Source organism: Pseudomonas sp. G(2018) (assembly GCF_005502415.1).
GTDB lineage: Bacteria > Pseudomonadota > Gammaproteobacteria > Pseudomonadales > Pseudomonadaceae > Aquipseudomonas.
The window spans coordinates 1-15,115 of record NZ_SCOO01000025.1 but is presented as its reverse complement, the minus strand read 5'-3'; the positions used below and the strand labels follow the sequence as shown (position 1 = coordinate 15,115).

The following is a 15,115-nucleotide window of genomic DNA, read 5'->3' as shown; positions in this document are numbered from 1 at the left end:
GCTCCCACATTGATTTGATGTTCATCCCCGAAAAATCGATAGAACTTCTCGCCTCGCGCGAACCTCATAGCTAACAAGTGCCTCCAGTTGGGTAACAACATGGAACTTGTTATCGCGCGTCCCGAAGGTTTGTACTGTCCCGCGGGGGATTTCTATATCGACCCGTGGCGCCCGGTCGAGCGTTCGGTCATCACCCACGCCCATGGCGACCATGCACGTATCGGCAACCAACACTATCTGGCGGCGGCGCCCGGTGAAGGGATTCTGCGCGCGCGACTGGGCCAGAACATCAACCTGCAAACGCTGCCCTATGGCCAGCGGTTGCTGCACCACGGCGTCACCTTGAGCTTTCACCCCGCCGGCCACGTACTCGGCTCGGCCCAGATACGGCTGGAATATGGTGGGGAAGTCTGGGTCGCTTCCGGAGATTATAAAATCGAACCCGACGGTACCTGCGCCCCCTTCGAGCCGGTGCGTTGCCACACGTTCATCACCGAATCGACCTTCGGCCTGCCCATCTATCGCTGGCAACCCCAGGCGCAGGTGTTCGCCAAAATCAATCAGTGGTGGCAAGCCAATGCTGCCGAAGACAAGGCCAGCGTGCTGTTCTGCTACGCCTTGGGCAAGGCCCAGCGCATCCTCCACGGCATCGACGCCAGCCTCGGCCCAATCCTGACCCATGGTGCGGTTGAGCCACTGAACCGCGTTTATCGCGAGAGCGGCGTCTACCTGCCGCCGACGATCTATGCCGGCGACGTCAAAAAGAGTGACCTGATCATGCGCAAAGCGCTGGTCATCGCCCCGCCCTCGGCTGGCGGCAGTACCTGGATGCGCCGCTTCGGCGATTACAGCGACGGTTTCGCCAGCGGCTGGATGCGTCTGCGCGGAACCCGTCGGCGCCGCGGCGTGGATCGGGGCTTCGTGCTGTCCGATCACGCCGACTGGCCGGGCCTGCTCTGGGCCATCGAGCAGACCGGTGCCGAACGGGTGATGGTCACCCACGGCTCTGTCGCGGTGCTGGTGCGCCACCTGCGCGAAAAAGGCCTCGATGCCCACAGCTTCAATACCGAGTACGGCGATGACGAAGAAGAACCTCAAACCGCTGAACCCGAGTACATCGAGGTACTGCCATGAGGGCTTTCGCCGAGTTGTATGCCGAACTCGATGCCACGACATCGAGCAACGCCAAACTGGCGGCCATGCAACAGTACTTTTCTCAGGCCACCCCGGAAGATGCCGCATGGGCTGTGTATTTTCTGTCCGGAGGACGGCCCAGGCAGCTGGTCCCGGTGCGCATCCTGCGGGAGCTGGCGGTGGCGTATTCAGGCCTGTCGCCGTGGTTATTCGAAGAGAGTTATCAGGCCGTGGGCGATCTGGCGGAAACCATTTCGCTGGTGCTGCCCGAAGCGCCACACACGTCAACTGACGGGCTGGCGGTATGGATTGAAGACAAATTGCTGCCTTTGCGCGGCGAATCTCCCGAGGTGCTGGCCGAACAACTCCCCAGGCTCTGGTCGCAACTGGACCGCGCCAGCCTGATGCTCTGCATCAAATTGATCACTGGCAGTTTCCGCGTCGGCGTCTCCAAGTTGCTGGTAACCCGCGCACTCGCCTCCATGGCTCATCTGGACAGCAAATGCGTGGCCCAACGTCTGGTCGGCTATACCGACCTGTCCAACTGCCCCGGCGCAATCAGTTACTTGAAGTTGATCGCCGCGCACTCAACCGATGAGCATGTCCAGCGCGGTGGCCAGCCGTATCCGTTTTTTCTCGCCCATGCCTTGGCGCAACCGGTCGAACAATTCGAAGCACTGCTCGGCCCGGCCAGCCATTGGCAAGTGGAATGGAAGTGGGACGGCATCCGCGCCCAAGTGGTCAAGCGCGCCGGGCGACTGTGGATCTGGTCGCGGGGTGAAGAGTTGGTCACCGAGCGTTTTCCCGAACTGGAGAGCCTGATCCACTGCCTGCCCGACGGTACGGTGATCGACGGGGAAATCGTGGCCTGGAAAGCCGATCACCCTGAAACCGAGGACGCCTTCAACCCTCAATCGCCGACATCACCCGCCGTGCAACCTTTCGCCTTGCTGCAGCAACGGATCGGTCGCAAAACCCTGAGCAAACAGATCCTGAGCGATGTGCCAGTGGTCATCCTCGCCTACGACTTGCTGGAATGGGCCGGCGAGGACTGGCGCAACCAGCCGCAGGCCCGGCGGCGCGCGCAATTGGAGCAGATCATCGCCCACAGCAACCACCCGGTGTTGCTCGCTTCGCCGTTGCTCACCGGCGACGACTGGTTCGACCTCGCCCGGCAACGCGAAGCGTCTCGCCGATTGGGGGTCGAAGGCATGATGCTCAAGGCCCGCGATGCGCTCTATGGCGTTGGCCGGACCAAGGATGTGGGCGTCTGGTGGAAATGGAAAGTCGACCCGTTCAGCGTCGACGCAGTACTCATTTATGCGCAACGCGGTCACGGACGCCGGGCCAGTCTTTACAGCGATTACACCTTCGCCGTGTGGGACGGTCTACCAGGCACCAGCGCCCGCGCGCTGGTGCCGTTCGCCAAGGCTTTTTCGGGGCTGACCGATGAAGAAATGCGCCAGGTCGACAATATTTTGCGCAAGACCACGCTGGAAAAATTCGGCCCGGTGATCAGCGTCAAACCGAGCCTGGTGTTTGAACTGGGGTTCGAGGGGATTGCCTTGTCAAAGCGGCACAAGAGCGGAATCGCGGTGCGGTTTCCCAGGATGCTGCGCTGGCGGCAGGATAAAACCGTCGAGGAAGCGGACAACCTGGCGACCTTGCAAAATTTATTGGTTTAACCCGGTCCCCTGTGGCGAGGGAGCTTGCTCCCTCGCCACAGGGATTTGCGTCTACCGGATCCAAAAAAGTGCAGGCTTTCCACCGCGCCCGTTTTCGTGCACTAATCGCATCCGGCAATTTCCTGAAAACCTTTTAAACGCTTGTTCGGCACTCTGGTTCGGAAATTGCTACTTTCATTAGGTCTTACGCTTACCAGTAACAATAATTCTGCGCCACAAGCGCTCATATTGGTTCTTAGGGATTGAATAATGAAAAAAGCATTGCTGACCCTTTCTGCACTGGCATTGTGCGTAGCTGCTGGCTCTGCGCTGGCAAAGGAATACAAGGAATTGCGTTTCGGCGTTGACCCTTCCTACGCACCGTTCGAGTCGAAAGCGGCCGACGGCAGCCTGGTGGGCTTCGACATCGATCTGGGCAACGCAATCTGCGCCGAGCTGAAGGTCAAGTGCAAATGGGTCGAAAGCGATTTCGACGGCATGATTCCGGGCCTCAAGGCCAATAAATTCGACGGTGTGATCTCTTCGATGACCGTCACCCCGGCCCGCGAAAAAGTCATCGACTTCTCCAGCGAACTGTTCTCCGGCCCAACCGCCTACGTGTTCAAGAAAGGTTCTGGCCTGACCGCAGACGTCGCTTCGCTGAAGGGCAAGACCGTAGGCTACGAGCAAGGCACCATCCAGGAAGCCTATGCCAAAGCCGTGCTGGACAAGGCGGGCGTGAAAACCCAGGCCTATCAGAACCAGGACCAAGTGTATTCGGACCTGACTTCCGGTCGTCTCGATGCCGCGATCCAGGACATGCTGCAAGCCGAACTGGGCTTCTTGAAGTCGCCAAAAGGCGAAGGCTACGAAGTCAGCAAACCGGTCGACAGCGAACTGCTGCCATCCAAGACGGCGATCGGTATTAAGAAAGGTAACACCGAGCTGAAAGCGCTTTTGGATAAAGGTATCAAAGCGTTACACGATGATGGCACCTATGCCACCATTCAGAAGAAACACTTTGGCGATCTGAATCTGTACAGCGGCAAATAATGCCCGGCGCCCATCTCGCGATGGGCGCTTTTTTCATCCGATCAGGTTGCTGATTTATGTTCGAAAACCTCCTGCAAAATCTGGGGCTCTCAGCCTTCAGCCTCCAGGGCTTCGGTCCGTTGCTGATGCAAGGCACCTGGATGACCATCAAATTATCGGCGATGTCGCTGCTGGTGGCCGTGTTGCTCGGTCTGCTCGGCGCCAGTGCCAAACTGTCGAAAGTCAAATTGCTGCGCCTGCCTGCCCAGTGCTACACCACGCTGATTCGCGGGGTGCCGGATCTGGTGCTGATGCTGTTGATTTTCTACAGCCTGCAAACCTGGCTGACGTCGCTCACCGACTACATGGAATGGGAATACATCGAGATTGACCCATTCAGCGCCGGCGTACTTACCCTGGGCTTCATTTATGGCGCGTACTTCACCGAAACCTTCCGTGGTGCCATCCTCTCAGTGCCTCGTGGCCAGGTCGAAGCGGCCACCGCCTACGGTCTCAAACGCGGCCAGCGGTTCCGCATCGTGGTGTTCCCGCAAATGATGCGCTTTGCCTTGCCGGGTATCGGCAACAACTGGATGGTCATGCTCAAGGCAACCGCGCTGGTGTCGATCATTGGTCTGGCCGACCTGGTCAAGGCCGCCCAGGATGCGGGTAAAAGCAGCTATCAACTGTTCTACTTCCTGGTACTCGCCGCCCTGATCTACCTGGTGATCACCAGTGCCTCCAACATCATTCTGCGCTGGCTCGAACGCCGTTACGCTGCCGGTACACGGGAGGCCGTACGATGATCGAACTCCTGCAGGAATACTGGAGAGCCTTCCTTTACACCGACGGTCAGAACATCACCGGCCTGGCCATGACCCTGTGGCTGCTGAGCGCTTCGATTTTCATCGGCTTCATCGTATCGATTCCGCTGTCCATCGCCCGGGTTTCACCGAACGTCCTGATTCGCTGGCCGGTGCAGTTCTACACCTACCTGTTCCGTGGCACGCCGCTGTATATCCAGCTGCTGATCTGCTACACCGGGATCTACAGCCTGGCCTCGGTGCGTGAGCAACCGCTGCTCGACAGCTTTTTCCGCGATGCGATGAATTGCACCATCCTGGCGTTCGCCCTGAACACCTGCGCCTACACCACGGAGATTTTCGCCGGGGCGATCCGCAGCATGGCCCACGGTGAAGTCGAAGCAGCCAAGGCCTACGGCCTGACGGGCTGGAAGTTGTATGCCTACGTGATCATGCCTTCAGCCCTGCGTCGCTCGTTGCCGTATTACAGCAACGAAGTGATTCTGATGCTGCACTCGACCACTGTGGCGTTCACCGCGACCATCCCTGATGTGCTGAAAGTCGCGCGGGATGCCAACTCGGCAACCTTCCTGACCTTCCAGTCGTTCGGCATCGCCGCGCTGATCTACCTGACCGTCACCTTTGCGCTGGTCGGCCTGTTCCGTCTTGCCGAACGCCGATGGCTGGCCTTCCTCGGGCCGACCCACTAGGGCTTATCACTGCTTCAGGAAACAAAAGATGCGCCACCAGATCCATGACCTGCAGTCCCCCCTGCCGGGGACCGCACGCCAGATCCACAGCTTCCACTTCGGCCCGACCTCGGCCCGAGGCAAGATCTACATCCAGTCGTCCCTGCACGCCGATGAAATGCCCGGCATGCTGGTGGCCTGGCACCTCAAGCAACGCCTGGCGGAGCTGGAAGCCGCCGGCCGCCTGCGCAGCGAAATCGTCCTGGTGCCGGTCGCCAACCCGGTCGGCCTGGAACAAGTGCTGATGGATGTACCGCTGGGCCGCTACGAGCTGGAAAGCGGGCAGAACTTCAACCGCTGGTTCGTCGATTTGAGCGAAGAGGTCGGCAACGACATCGAAGGCCAACTCGGCGAAAATCCGCAACGCAACCTCCATCTGATACGCAACAGCCTGCGTCAAGCGCTGGCACGCCAGACCGCCAGCACCCAGTTGCAATCCCAGCGCCTGACCTTGCAGCGACTGGCCTGCGATGCCGACATGGTGCTGGACCTGCATTGTGATTTCGAAGCGGTCGCGCACCTGTACACCACGCCCGAAGCTTGGCCGCAGGTCGAGCCGCTGGCCCGCTACATCGGCGCCGAAGCCAGCCTGCTGGCCACCGATTCCGGCGGTCAATCGTTCGATGAATGCTTCACTCTGCTCTGGTGGCAGTTGAAGGAGCGCTTCGGCGAGCATTTCGATATTCCGCTGGGCAGTTTTTCGGTCACCGTCGAATTGCGCGGCCAGGGTGACGTCAATCACCCACTGGCCAGCCTCGACTGCCAGGCGATCATCGATTACCTGACTCACTACGGTGCGATAACCGGCGAATCGGCCCCACTGCCTGACCTGCCCTACCCGGCCACGCCGCTGGCTGGTGTCGAACCTGTGGCCACGCCGGCCGGCGGCCTGCTGGTGTTCACCGCACTGCCGGGGGAATACCTGGAAGCCGGGCAACTGATCGCCGAAATCATTGACCCGATCTCCGACCGTGTCACACCGGTCCATTGCACCGCCGCCGGGTTGATGTACGCCCGTTCGCTGCGCCGCATGGCCACCGCCGGCATGGTGATCGCCCACGTGGCGGGCGCCGAAGCCTATCGCAGCGGCTACTTACTTTCGCCTTGAGGATGCTTGTTCCATGTACAAACTGACCATTGAAGGCCTGCATAAAAGCTATGGCGATCATGAGGTACTCAAAGGCGTTTCGCTCAAGGCCAACACCGGCGACGTCATCAGCCTGATCGGCGCCAGCGGCTCGGGCAAAAGTACCTTTCTGCGTTGCATCAACTTTCTCGAACAGCCCAACGACGGCGCCATGAGCCTCGATGGACAAGCGATTCGCATGGCCAAGGATCGCCATGGCATGCATGTAGCCGATCCTGATGAACTGCAACGGATCCGCACCCGTCTGGCCATGGTGTTCCAGCACTTCAACCTGTGGAGCCACATGACCGTGCTGGAAAACATCACCATGGCCCCGCGCCGGGTGTTGGGCTGCAGCAAGCAGGAAGCCGAAGACCGTGCCCGCCGCTACCTGGACAAGGTCGGGCTGCCGGCGCGGGTGGCCGATCAATACCCGGCGTTCCTCTCCGGCGGTCAGCAGCAGCGCGTGGCGATTGCCCGGGCGTTGGCCATGGAACCGGAGGTCATGCTGTTCGACGAGCCGACCTCGGCGCTGGACCCGGAGCTGGTGGGCGAAGTACTCAAGGTGATCCAGGGCCTGGCAGAAGAAGGCCGGACCATGATCATGGTCACCCACGAAATGAGCTTCGCACGCAAAGTATCGAGCCAGGTGCTGTTTCTGCACCAAGGCCTGGTGGAAGAAGAAGGCGCACCGGAAGACGTGCTGGGCAATCCGAAGAGCGAACGCCTGAAGCAATTTCTCAGCGGTAACCTCAAGTAAACATCATCTCCGCGTAGGAGCGAAGCTTGCTCGCGAAGGCGGTGTGTCATCCGACATCATCCTTGCCTGACACAAAGCCTTCGCGAGCAAGCTTCGCTCCTACAGTCCTATTTTTGGCGCTAATCAAGCCACAGGCGCAGGAGGCGGCTCATCCGGCAGGGTGGGCTCACCTGGCTCGGTGGGTTGTTCGTTGGGGGTATCGGGATCAGGTTGGCCGGGGATGCCCCCCGCCATGCTGATCGGCGGGTGTGCCAACAAGGACCAGGCCAAAACGCCAACCTGATTGGGCTCAAGCCTTGCCAGTTCGGCACTTATTTTCGGGTCGATCTTCATATAGCACTCCTGAGCGAAGGCCCGAACCGCCTTGCGCGGATCGGGGCAGTACACTCCATAGAGTGTACGCCCGCTCAAGAATTCCCACGGTTTGTCAGACGGTTGACTCAGGTCCGCGGCAGGGTCACGCCGCGCTGGCCCTGGTACTTGCCGCCACGGTCTTTGTAGGAAACTTCGCACTCTTCGTCAGACTCAAGGAACAGCATCTGCGCCACGCCTTCGTTGGCGTAGATCTTCGCCGGCAGGTTGGTGGTGTTCGAGAATTCCAGGGTCACGTGACCTTCCCACTCCGGCTCAAGCGGAGTGACGTTGACGATGATCCCGCAGCGAGCGTAGGTGCTCTTGCCCAGGCAAATGGTCAATACGTTGCGCGGTATGCGGAAGTATTCGACGGTGCTGGCCAGGGCGAAGGAGTTCGGCGGGATGATGCAGACGTCGCTGTGGATGTCGACGAAGCTGCCGGCATCGAAGTTTTTCGGATCGACGATGGCCGAATTGATGTTGGTGAACACCTTGAAATGATTGGTGCAACGAACGTCGTAGCCGTAACTCGACACGCCGTAGGAGATCACACGGCTATCGTCGCTGCCGCGCATCTGGCGCTCGACGAACGGCTCGATCATGCCGTGTTCCTGCGCCATGCGGCGAATCCACTTGTCCGATTTGATGCTCATGGCGGTGTCCTGAATAGCGAGGTGGAAAAAACTGTCCGGCATCTTACCGGTGCGCGCCGCCGGGTTCAAAGTGCTGGGCACAATTCTCGACGATCACCCTGAATTTACGGACCTTCGAAACAATACGGTGCACCGTCGATCATGAAAACCGAGAAACCTTCGCAAGAAGCATTGGCACGTTCCGGAAAAAGGGTTAAGGTGGCGCCACTGTGCTGCTTGTGTCACTGAGAATCTCTACACGATATGTTGAATTTCGATCCAACCATCTACAAGAATTTTTCCTGCTCTTTGCACTCAGTCTCGGCCAGGGTTCTTCCTGAGTCGCAGTTATCTTTGTTCAAGGAGTTACACCATGTCTAATCGCCAAACCGGTACCGTTAAGTGGTTCAACGATGAAAAAGGCTTCGGCTTCATCACTCCACAATCCGGTGACGACCTGTTCGTTCACTTCAAAGCTATCCAATCCGACGGCTTCAAAAGCCTGAAAGAAGGCCAACAGGTTTCTTTCATCGCTACCCGCGGTCAGAAAGGCATGCAAGCTGAAGAAGTTCAAGTTATCTAACTTGTACTTGCTTTAGTAAAAGGCCCCGCCCTCAAAAGCGGGGCTTTTTTGTGCCCGTGTGTTTTTCACGGGCAAAAAAGATCGCAGCCTTCGGCAGCTCCTACAGGATGTACGTCAAACCAGGTAGGAGCTGCCGAAGTCTGCGATCTTTTTTACGTGTTACCAGGTCACGCCAAACCCGGCGGTGTATCGCGTCTTGTCCAGGTCGGCATCGTCGGTACCGCTGATAATGTCCCGTTCGGCCTTGAGATTGAGCGATGCCCAATCGGTCACCTTGTAGCGCAAGCCCATCTCTGCATCCAGTGCATACTCGGCCACGCCCGACAGCGGCTTGCCCACTTCGCCGTTGGTGAAGAACTCCACCTTCTTGCCGATCAGGTAACGGTTGTAATCCCACTTCATCGCCACGGAATAGAAGCTCTCCTTGCTGCCATCGGCGAATTGATAATCCGTGTGATTGATCAGCGAACCGAGGGAGAAAGCGCCCAATTCGTTATCCCAGAACTGATAACCAGGACCGGTACCGACGGTGCGCTGACGGGACAGATCTTCGACCTTGTCGCGCTTGTAGACCAGGCGACCCTGCCAGAACCATTTTTCCGTCAGGAAGCGATCGAGGGAGTATTCACCACGCCAGTTGTCCGTGGTGGTCACGTCATCCTGGTATTCGCGGTTGTACTCGCCTTCCGCGATGTGTCGCCAACGACCATGACGCGCAGTGGTCTTGAAATCGATGTCGTAATCATCGGTATCTTTCTCGGCGCGCTGATAATCCAGAGCCGCGTCGATATTGCCCTTCCACACCAGATCCTCGACCACCGGCTTGGGTTTGAGGATCTGCTGGATACTGGCCAGTTCGACGGTCTTGGGTCCATCGCCGTTGGCCAGAGTGACCTTACCGTCATCCGCCGCGTGCAACGCCTTGGCCTTTTCACCCGTGTAGGCATCCTGCTTGACCAGCATCTGCTGATCGCTTTCCAGGGTTTTAACCTGTTTCCAGTCGATTGGCACGTCACCGGCGTACTCGGTCTTGATCAGCAGCTTGCCACCGTCGAAAAGAACGATCTTGCCGCTCAGCTTGTCACCGTTCTTCAACCAGACGGTATCCGCGAGCAAGGGAGAGGACGCGCTGACGACAGCGAGGCACAGCAGAGTTCTGAACAACATAAGCAAATACAGACTCAAGATTGCGAAAAAAAGTCGGCATTATCCGCAGGAATAAGGCTCTAGCAAGGACTGACACGACTATTTCGAATGAGTTCATTTCTCAACACGCGATCCACGAATTACTCTACAAACGGTACTGTGAATTTTTTCAGGCTATATTTCAGGAACACCGGACGTGAACGAACCCACCGTTGAATCCGAGAGTGCGGCACAAATCCGACGCACGGCGCTGTACCTGACCCTGGCGCAAGTGCCCGAAGGCAAGGTGGTGAGTTACGGCCAATTGGCGGAACTCGCCGGCCTCGGCCGCGCCGCTCGCTGGGTGGGACGGACATTGAGCCAACTGCCCGGTGACAGTAAATTACCCTGGCACCGAGTACTCGGTGCAGGCGGACGTATCAGCCTGCCCGCGGGCAGCCCATCCGGGGACGAACAACGCGCACGACTGCGCATGGAGGGCATCAGTATCCTGAATAATCGTGTTGATATTCGGCGCCATGGCTGGCGCCCGGTAGAGCACAGCGGTTAGAGTGCGCGCTTTGTTTCCGTATTTCTTGAGGCAGACTCCAGCCCATGCCCCGTAAAACCTGGCGCGCCGCGCTCGCTGCCTATGCCAGCCCCTCGACGCTTGTACTGTTGCTGCTGGGTTTCGCCGCCGGCCTTCCCTACATGCTGGTGTTCTCGACACTTTCGGTCTGGTTGCGTGAAGCCGGCGTGGCTCGCGAAACCATCGGCTATGCAAGCCTGATCGGCTTGGCCTATGCCTTTAAATGGGTCTGGTCACCGCTGCTCGACCAATGGCGCCTGCCATTCCTCGGCAAGCTGGGTAGACGCCGTTCCTGGCTGGTGCTGTCCCAGGCACTGGTCATCCTCGGTTTGATCGGGATGGGTTTCTGCGACCCGCAAAAGCATTTGTCCTGGCTGATCGCTATCGCGGTGGTCGTCGCCTTTGCCTCGGCGACGCAAGATATTGCGGTAGATGCCTACCGCCTGGAAATTGCCGATGACACTCGCCAAGCGGCCCTGGCGGCCAGTTACATGTCCGGTTATCGGATCGCCGCACTGCTGGCGACGGCTGGCGCCCTGTATTTTGCCGAAGGTTTCGGCTCCACCGGTTTCAACTACAAACATTCTGCATGGGCCGGCACCTACATTTTGTTCGGTGCCCTGATGGTCCCGGCACTTCTGACCAGCATTTTCATGCGCGAACCACCCGTTCCACTGCGCACACAATTGCAGGCCGGGCGCTACAGTTTCGTGCATCAACTGGCCTCAGTGTTCGTGCTGATCGTACTGCTGGTTTCCGTACCGGCCATGTTCACCCAGCTCTACAACACCGACTTCGCCAGCGTGCTGTTCGAAGGCGCGAGCCCGCTCGACCTGTTGCTCGAAGACCGCGCGTTCCTGCGGGCCATCCTCTACACCACGCTCACTGCCCTATGCCTGTCGGCCATGGGCCGTCGCGGCCTGGCACCGGTGCTGACGCCGGTCAACGACTTCATTTTGCGTTATCGCTGGCAAGCGCTGTTGCTGCTTGGGTTGATCGCTACCTATCGGATGTCCGATACGGTCATGGGCGTGATGGCCAACGTGTTCTACATCGATCAGGGCTTCACCAAGGACCAGATCGCCAGCGTCAGCAAAATCTTCGGTTTGATCATGACCCTGGTCGGCGCCGGCATGGGCGGCCTGTTGATCGTGCGCTTCGGCATCCTGCCGATCCTGTTCATCGGTGGCGCTGCGTCGGCGGGCACCAACATACTGTTCCTGATGCTGGCCGACATGGGGCCGAACCTGCAGATGCTGGTGGTCACCATCTCCCTGGACAATTTCAGCTCGGGCCTGGCGACCTCGGCGTTCGTCGCTTACCTGTCGAGCCTGACCAACCTGAAGTTCTCCGCCACCCAATACGCCCTGCTCAGCTCGATCATGCTCTTGCTGCCCCGCCTGATCGGCGGCTATTCCGGGGTCATGGTGGAGAAATTCGGTTATCACCATTTCTTCCTGATCACCGCCCTGCTGGGTGTGCCGACGCTGCTGTTGATCGCCTTGCACTGGTTCCAGGAGAACCGCCGCGAAGGCCCGACACCAACGCCTGACCCCGTGCCCACCCAGGTCGCGGAAGAATCGTAGGAAATATCTGCAGGACACGTTGCAAAGGGCGGCGAGATTGCCGCCCTGCTGCCATACCGCCGACCGCACGCCTGTACGACAGCGGATCTCGCCCGTACAATGCTCTGTCATTTCTCGTCATCAGCAATCGATAACGGCCAACCATGCGCACCAGTCAATTTTTGCTCGCCACACAGAAAGAAACACCTTCCGATGCGGTCGTGATCAGCCATCAGCTGATGCTGCGCGCCGGCATGATCCGCAAACTCGCCTCTGGCCTGTACACCTGGCTGCCGATGGGCTTGCGAGTGATGCGCAAGGTCGAAGCCGTCGTTCGCGAAGAAATGAACGCTGCCGGCTCGCTCGAAGTGTTGATGCCGAGCACTCAACCGGCTGAGCTGTGGCAGGAATCCGGTCGCTGGGAAGAGTACGGCCCTGAACTGCTGCGCTTCCAGGATCGCCACGGTCGCGATTTCTGCGCCGGCCCGACCCACGAAGAAGTCATCACCGATCTGATGCGCAACGAGCTGAGCAGCTACAAGCAGCTGCCGATCAACCTGTACCAGATCCAGACCAAATTCCGAGATGAAATCCGCCCACGCTTCGGCTTGATGCGCGGCCGCGAATTCATCATGAAGGACGCCTACTCGTTCCACGCTGACCAGCCATCGCTGCAGGTCACCTACGACCGCATGCACCAGGCGTACTGCAACGTATTTACCCGGCTGGGCCTGAAATTCCGTCCGGTTGAAGCCGACAACGGCTCCATTGGCGGCGCCGGCTCCCACGAATTCCACGTACTGGCCGAATCCGGCGAAGACGACATCGTCTTCAGCAACGGTTCCGACTACGCCGCGAACATCGAGAAAGCCGAAGCCGTGCCGCGTGAAACGTCCCGTCCGGCACCGGCTGAAGAGCTGCGCCTGGTCGATACGCCAGATACCAAGACCATTGCCGCGCTGGTGGAAAAATTCAATCTGCCGATTGAAAAGACCATCAAGACCCTGGTGGTGCACGCCGAAGAGAAAGGCAAGCTGATTGCCCTGATCATCCGTGGTGACCACGAGCTGAACGAAATCAAGGCCGCCAACCAGCCTGGCGTCGCCAGCCCGCTGGTCATGGCTTCCGAAGCCGAACTGCGTGACGCCATCGGCGCCGGCGCCGGCTCCCTCGGCCCGCTGAACCTGCCACTACCGATCATCATCGACCGTTCCGTCGAGCTGATGAGCGACTTCGGCATCGGTGCCAACATCGATGACAAACACTACTTCGGCGTGAACTGGGAGCGCGACCTGCCGGTTCCGACCGTTGCCGACCTGCGTAACGTGGTCAGCGGCGACCCTAGCCCGGACGGCAAGGGCACCCTGGAAATCAAGCGCGGCATCGAAGTCGGACACATCTTCCAGCTGGGCAACAAGTACAGCAAGGCGATGAAGTGCGAAGTGCTGGGCGAGAACGGCAAGCCGGTCACCCTGGAAATGGGCTGCTATGGCATCGGCGTTTCCCGCGTGGTCGCGGCCGCCATCGAGCAGAACAACGACGAGAAAGGGATTATCTGGAGCGATACCCTGGCGCCGTTCCAGATCGCCCTGGTACCGCTGCGCTACGAAACCGACATGGTGCGCGAAGCCACCGACAAGCTGTATGCAGAACTGACTGCAGCCGGCTTCGAAGTGCTGCTGGACGACCGCGACAAGAAAACCAGCCCGGGCATCAAGTTCGCAGACATGGAGCTGATCGGCATCCCTCACCGCATCGTGGTCAGCGACCGCGGTCTCGCCGAAGGCAACCTGGAATACAAGAGCCGTACCGAGGCCGAGCCGCAAGCGCTGCCGGTTGCTGACGTACTGCCGTTCCTTCAGGCCCGTATCCGCCGCTGAAACCAGATAGAGACGTCATGTTCAAGCGAAACACCTTAGGCCTCGGTGGTGCCGCCCTGTGCGGCACCCTGCTGGTCAGCGGCTGTGCCAATCACATGTCGCAACGCAGCGAGCACGAGGAACGTGTCGAGCGCAAACTGCTCGATCACAGCCTGCAGATCGATGTTGGTGAGCCCAAGGTGCTTGAGCTGCCGCAACGTCGGGTGAAAATCCACGAGCAGAAGACTTTCGAAGTCACTGAGTTCGAAGTCACGCGCCATTACGATCGCTACACGCCGTACCAACCCTGGCGGGAGGTCTACGAGATCCCGCTGGGCGCGGTGGCGGTGGTGGGTGGTGTCGGCGCGAACGTGGTCAACGTGTTTGCCCTCGGCAACCTTCCCGATAGCGTGACCCGGGACTGGTTCAGCTATGGTTTTGCCGGGCTCAATCCGTTCATGAACGTGCAATCCAACGGTCGCGCGCAACAGAACCTGGCCGGGATCGACGAAGTCCAGCTCGACAAGCGTACGGAATACTCGAGCCTGCCGTGGAGCGAGCGTCCGGTCGAGGTCAAGGCCGGCAAGGAAACTTTCGAGCTGAGTACCGACAAAAACGGCGTCTTGCGCCTGAACCTGTTGGACAGCCCGTTCGCCGAACATGACCTGAACCATCTGGGCAAGCTGCAGATCAGTGTCGCGGACGGCAAGGATGACGTGCACACCGACTCGACCCTGGCATTGAGCAGCACCTTGCGCGGCAAGCTGCTCGAAGCCCACGGACTGATTTACGACGACCTGGAAGATGACGAAGTGAGCCAGTGGGTGCACCGGGTCAAACGCCTGTCGGAACTGGGTCTGGAAGAAGAAGCCAGCGAACTGGAACAGAGCCTGATCGAACTGACCCGCAACGATCCAGAACTGCAGACCGAATTCCTCAAGTCCCTGACCAAGGATGCCGGGCGCCTGGTGGCGGATCCGGGGCCGAATTAAAGCCTGAAAAGATTGCAGCCTGCGGCAGCTCCTACATTGGATCGCATACATCCTGTAGGAGCTGCCGCAGGCTGCGATCTCTTGATTTCAAGACCTTAACGCTCAAACAACTCCATCTGCTCAAACCCGCCCCGCAAATCCTCCAGCC

At 59.2% G+C, this 15,115-nt stretch carries 15 protein-coding genes; 12 read left to right on the top strand and 3 right to left on the bottom strand.

Going from position 1 to position 15,115, the window contains the following annotated elements; translation table 11 throughout:
* The first annotated feature begins 99 nt into the window (after positions 1–99).
* The 7 genes from FFS64_RS21250 to FFS64_RS21220 all read left to right on the top strand — a co-directional run bounded on the left by FFS64_RS21250 (position 100) and on the right by FFS64_RS21220 (position 7,268).
* Entirely contained in the window at positions 100–1,134 is a 1,035-nt protein-coding gene (locus tag FFS64_RS21250; RefSeq protein ID WP_137807032.1) for a ligase-associated DNA damage response exonuclease, read from the top strand.
* A complete protein-coding gene (locus tag FFS64_RS21245) occupies positions 1,131–2,819 on the top strand; it encodes an ATP-dependent DNA ligase (protein ID WP_137807031.1) in 1,689 nt (562 codons plus the stop codon). The genes FFS64_RS21250 and FFS64_RS21245 overlap by 4 nt, the downstream gene beginning before the upstream one ends.
* Before the next feature lie 249 nt (positions 2,820–3,068).
* Complete coding sequence (locus FFS64_RS21240; RefSeq protein ID WP_137807030.1) at positions 3,069–3,851, top strand: transporter substrate-binding domain-containing protein; 783 nt, start codon at positions 3,069–3,071, stop codon at positions 3,849–3,851.
* Positions 3,852–3,907: 56 nt separating this feature from the next.
* Positions 3,908–4,636 (top strand): ABC transporter permease, encoded by a 729-nt coding sequence (locus tag FFS64_RS21235; protein ID WP_095197439.1) that lies wholly within the window; start codon positions 3,908–3,910, stop codon positions 4,634–4,636.
* A complete protein-coding gene (locus FFS64_RS21230) occupies positions 4,633–5,343 on the top strand; it encodes an ABC transporter permease (protein WP_095197440.1) in 711 nt (236 codons plus the stop codon). Before FFS64_RS21235 ends, FFS64_RS21230 begins: the two co-directional genes overlap by 4 nt.
* Before the next feature lie 28 nt (positions 5,344–5,371).
* Positions 5,372–6,490, top strand: coding sequence for a succinylglutamate desuccinylase/aspartoacylase family protein (locus FFS64_RS21225; protein WP_137807029.1), 1,119 nt, complete (start codon positions 5,372–5,374; stop codon positions 6,488–6,490).
* A 13-nt stretch (positions 6,491–6,503) separates the two neighbouring features.
* Positions 6,504–7,268, top strand: a complete 765-nt coding sequence (locus tag FFS64_RS21220) for an ABC transporter ATP-binding protein (RefSeq protein WP_095197442.1) — start codon at positions 6,504–6,506, stop codon at positions 7,266–7,268.
* A gap of 123 nt (positions 7,269–7,391) precedes the next feature.
* On the opposite strand, the gene FFS64_RS21215 is transcribed toward FFS64_RS21220, so the two are convergent.
* Together FFS64_RS21215 and dcd are read right to left on the bottom strand one after the other, a co-directional pair.
* A complete protein-coding gene (locus tag FFS64_RS21215) occupies positions 7,392–7,601 on the bottom strand; it encodes a hypothetical protein (protein ID WP_095197445.1) in 210 nt (69 codons plus the stop codon).
* Between the two features lie 107 nt (positions 7,602–7,708).
* Entirely contained in the window at positions 7,709–8,275 is a 567-nt protein-coding gene (gene dcd, locus FFS64_RS21210) for a dCTP deaminase (RefSeq protein WP_007940589.1), read from the bottom strand.
* A 352-nt stretch (positions 8,276–8,627) separates the two neighbouring features.
* On the opposite strand from dcd, the gene FFS64_RS21205 reads away from it, so the two are divergent.
* Entirely contained in the window at positions 8,628–8,837 is a 210-nt protein-coding gene (locus FFS64_RS21205) for a cold-shock protein (protein WP_002554837.1), read from the top strand.
* A 159-nt stretch (positions 8,838–8,996) separates the two neighbouring features.
* On the opposite strand, the gene FFS64_RS21200 is transcribed toward FFS64_RS21205, so the two are convergent.
* Positions 8,997–10,004: a DUF481 domain-containing protein gene (locus FFS64_RS21200; RefSeq protein WP_137807028.1), complete on the bottom strand. Its 1,008-nt coding sequence runs from the start codon at positions 10,002–10,004 to the stop codon at positions 8,997–8,999.
* Positions 10,005–10,179: 175 nt separating this feature from the next.
* Here FFS64_RS21200 and FFS64_RS21195 point away from each other — a divergent pair, with 175 nt between their 5' ends.
* The 4 genes from FFS64_RS21195 to FFS64_RS21180 all read left to right on the top strand — a co-directional run bounded on the left by FFS64_RS21195 (position 10,180) and on the right by FFS64_RS21180 (position 14,967).
* Positions 10,180–10,533 carry an MGMT family protein gene (locus tag FFS64_RS21195; RefSeq protein ID WP_137807027.1) on the top strand — a complete coding sequence of 118 codons (354 nt, stop codon included), beginning with the start codon at positions 10,180–10,182 and terminating at the stop codon, positions 10,531–10,533.
* 44 nt (positions 10,534–10,577) lie between these two features.
* The gene (locus FFS64_RS21190; protein ID WP_137807026.1) at positions 10,578–12,137 is read left to right on the top strand and encodes an AmpG family muropeptide MFS transporter; all 1,560 of its coding nucleotides are present in this window, start codon (positions 10,578–10,580) and stop codon (positions 12,135–12,137) included.
* A gap of 143 nt (positions 12,138–12,280) precedes the next feature.
* On the top strand, positions 12,281–13,996 hold the full coding sequence (locus FFS64_RS21185; protein ID WP_137807025.1) for a proline--tRNA ligase: 1,716 nt from the start codon (positions 12,281–12,283) through the stop codon (positions 13,994–13,996).
* Positions 13,997–14,013: 17 nt separating this feature from the next.
* The gene (locus FFS64_RS21180) at positions 14,014–14,967 is read left to right on the top strand and encodes a hypothetical protein (protein ID WP_095197025.1); all 954 of its coding nucleotides are present in this window, start codon (positions 14,014–14,016) and stop codon (positions 14,965–14,967) included.
* The last annotated feature ends 148 nt before the right edge of the window (positions 14,968–15,115 follow it).

Coding starts and splice junctions, on each gene's coding strand:
- FFS64_RS21220 (WP_095197442.1), top strand. CDS start 6,504: ATGTACAAACTGACCATTGAAGGCCTGCATAAAAGCTATGGCGATCAT.
- FFS64_RS21250 (WP_137807032.1), top strand. CDS start 100: ATGGAACTTGTTATCGCGCGTCCCGAAGGTTTGTACTGTCCCGCGGGG.
- FFS64_RS21190 (WP_137807026.1), top strand. CDS start 10,578: ATGCCCCGTAAAACCTGGCGCGCCGCGCTCGCTGCCTATGCCAGCCCC.
- FFS64_RS21235 (WP_095197439.1), top strand. CDS start 3,908: ATGTTCGAAAACCTCCTGCAAAATCTGGGGCTCTCAGCCTTCAGCCTC.
- FFS64_RS21205 (WP_002554837.1), top strand. CDS start 8,628: ATGTCTAATCGCCAAACCGGTACCGTTAAGTGGTTCAACGATGAAAAA.
- FFS64_RS21185 (WP_137807025.1), top strand. CDS start 12,281: ATGCGCACCAGTCAATTTTTGCTCGCCACACAGAAAGAAACACCTTCC.
- FFS64_RS21225 (WP_137807029.1), top strand. CDS start 5,372: ATGCGCCACCAGATCCATGACCTGCAGTCCCCCCTGCCGGGGACCGCA.
- FFS64_RS21215 (WP_095197445.1), bottom strand. CDS start 7,601: ATGAAGATCGACCCGAAAATAAGTGCCGAACTGGCAAGGCTTGAGCCC.
- FFS64_RS21230 (WP_095197440.1), top strand. CDS start 4,633: ATGATCGAACTCCTGCAGGAATACTGGAGAGCCTTCCTTTACACCGAC.
- FFS64_RS21180 (WP_095197025.1), top strand. CDS start 14,014: ATGTTCAAGCGAAACACCTTAGGCCTCGGTGGTGCCGCCCTGTGCGGC.
- dcd (WP_007940589.1), bottom strand. CDS start 8,275: ATGAGCATCAAATCGGACAAGTGGATTCGCCGCATGGCGCAGGAACAC.
- FFS64_RS21245 (WP_137807031.1), top strand. CDS start 1,131: ATGAGGGCTTTCGCCGAGTTGTATGCCGAACTCGATGCCACGACATCG.
- FFS64_RS21240 (WP_137807030.1), top strand. CDS start 3,069: ATGAAAAAAGCATTGCTGACCCTTTCTGCACTGGCATTGTGCGTAGCT.
- FFS64_RS21200 (WP_137807028.1), bottom strand. CDS start 10,004: ATGTTGTTCAGAACTCTGCTGTGCCTCGCTGTCGTCAGCGCGTCCTCT.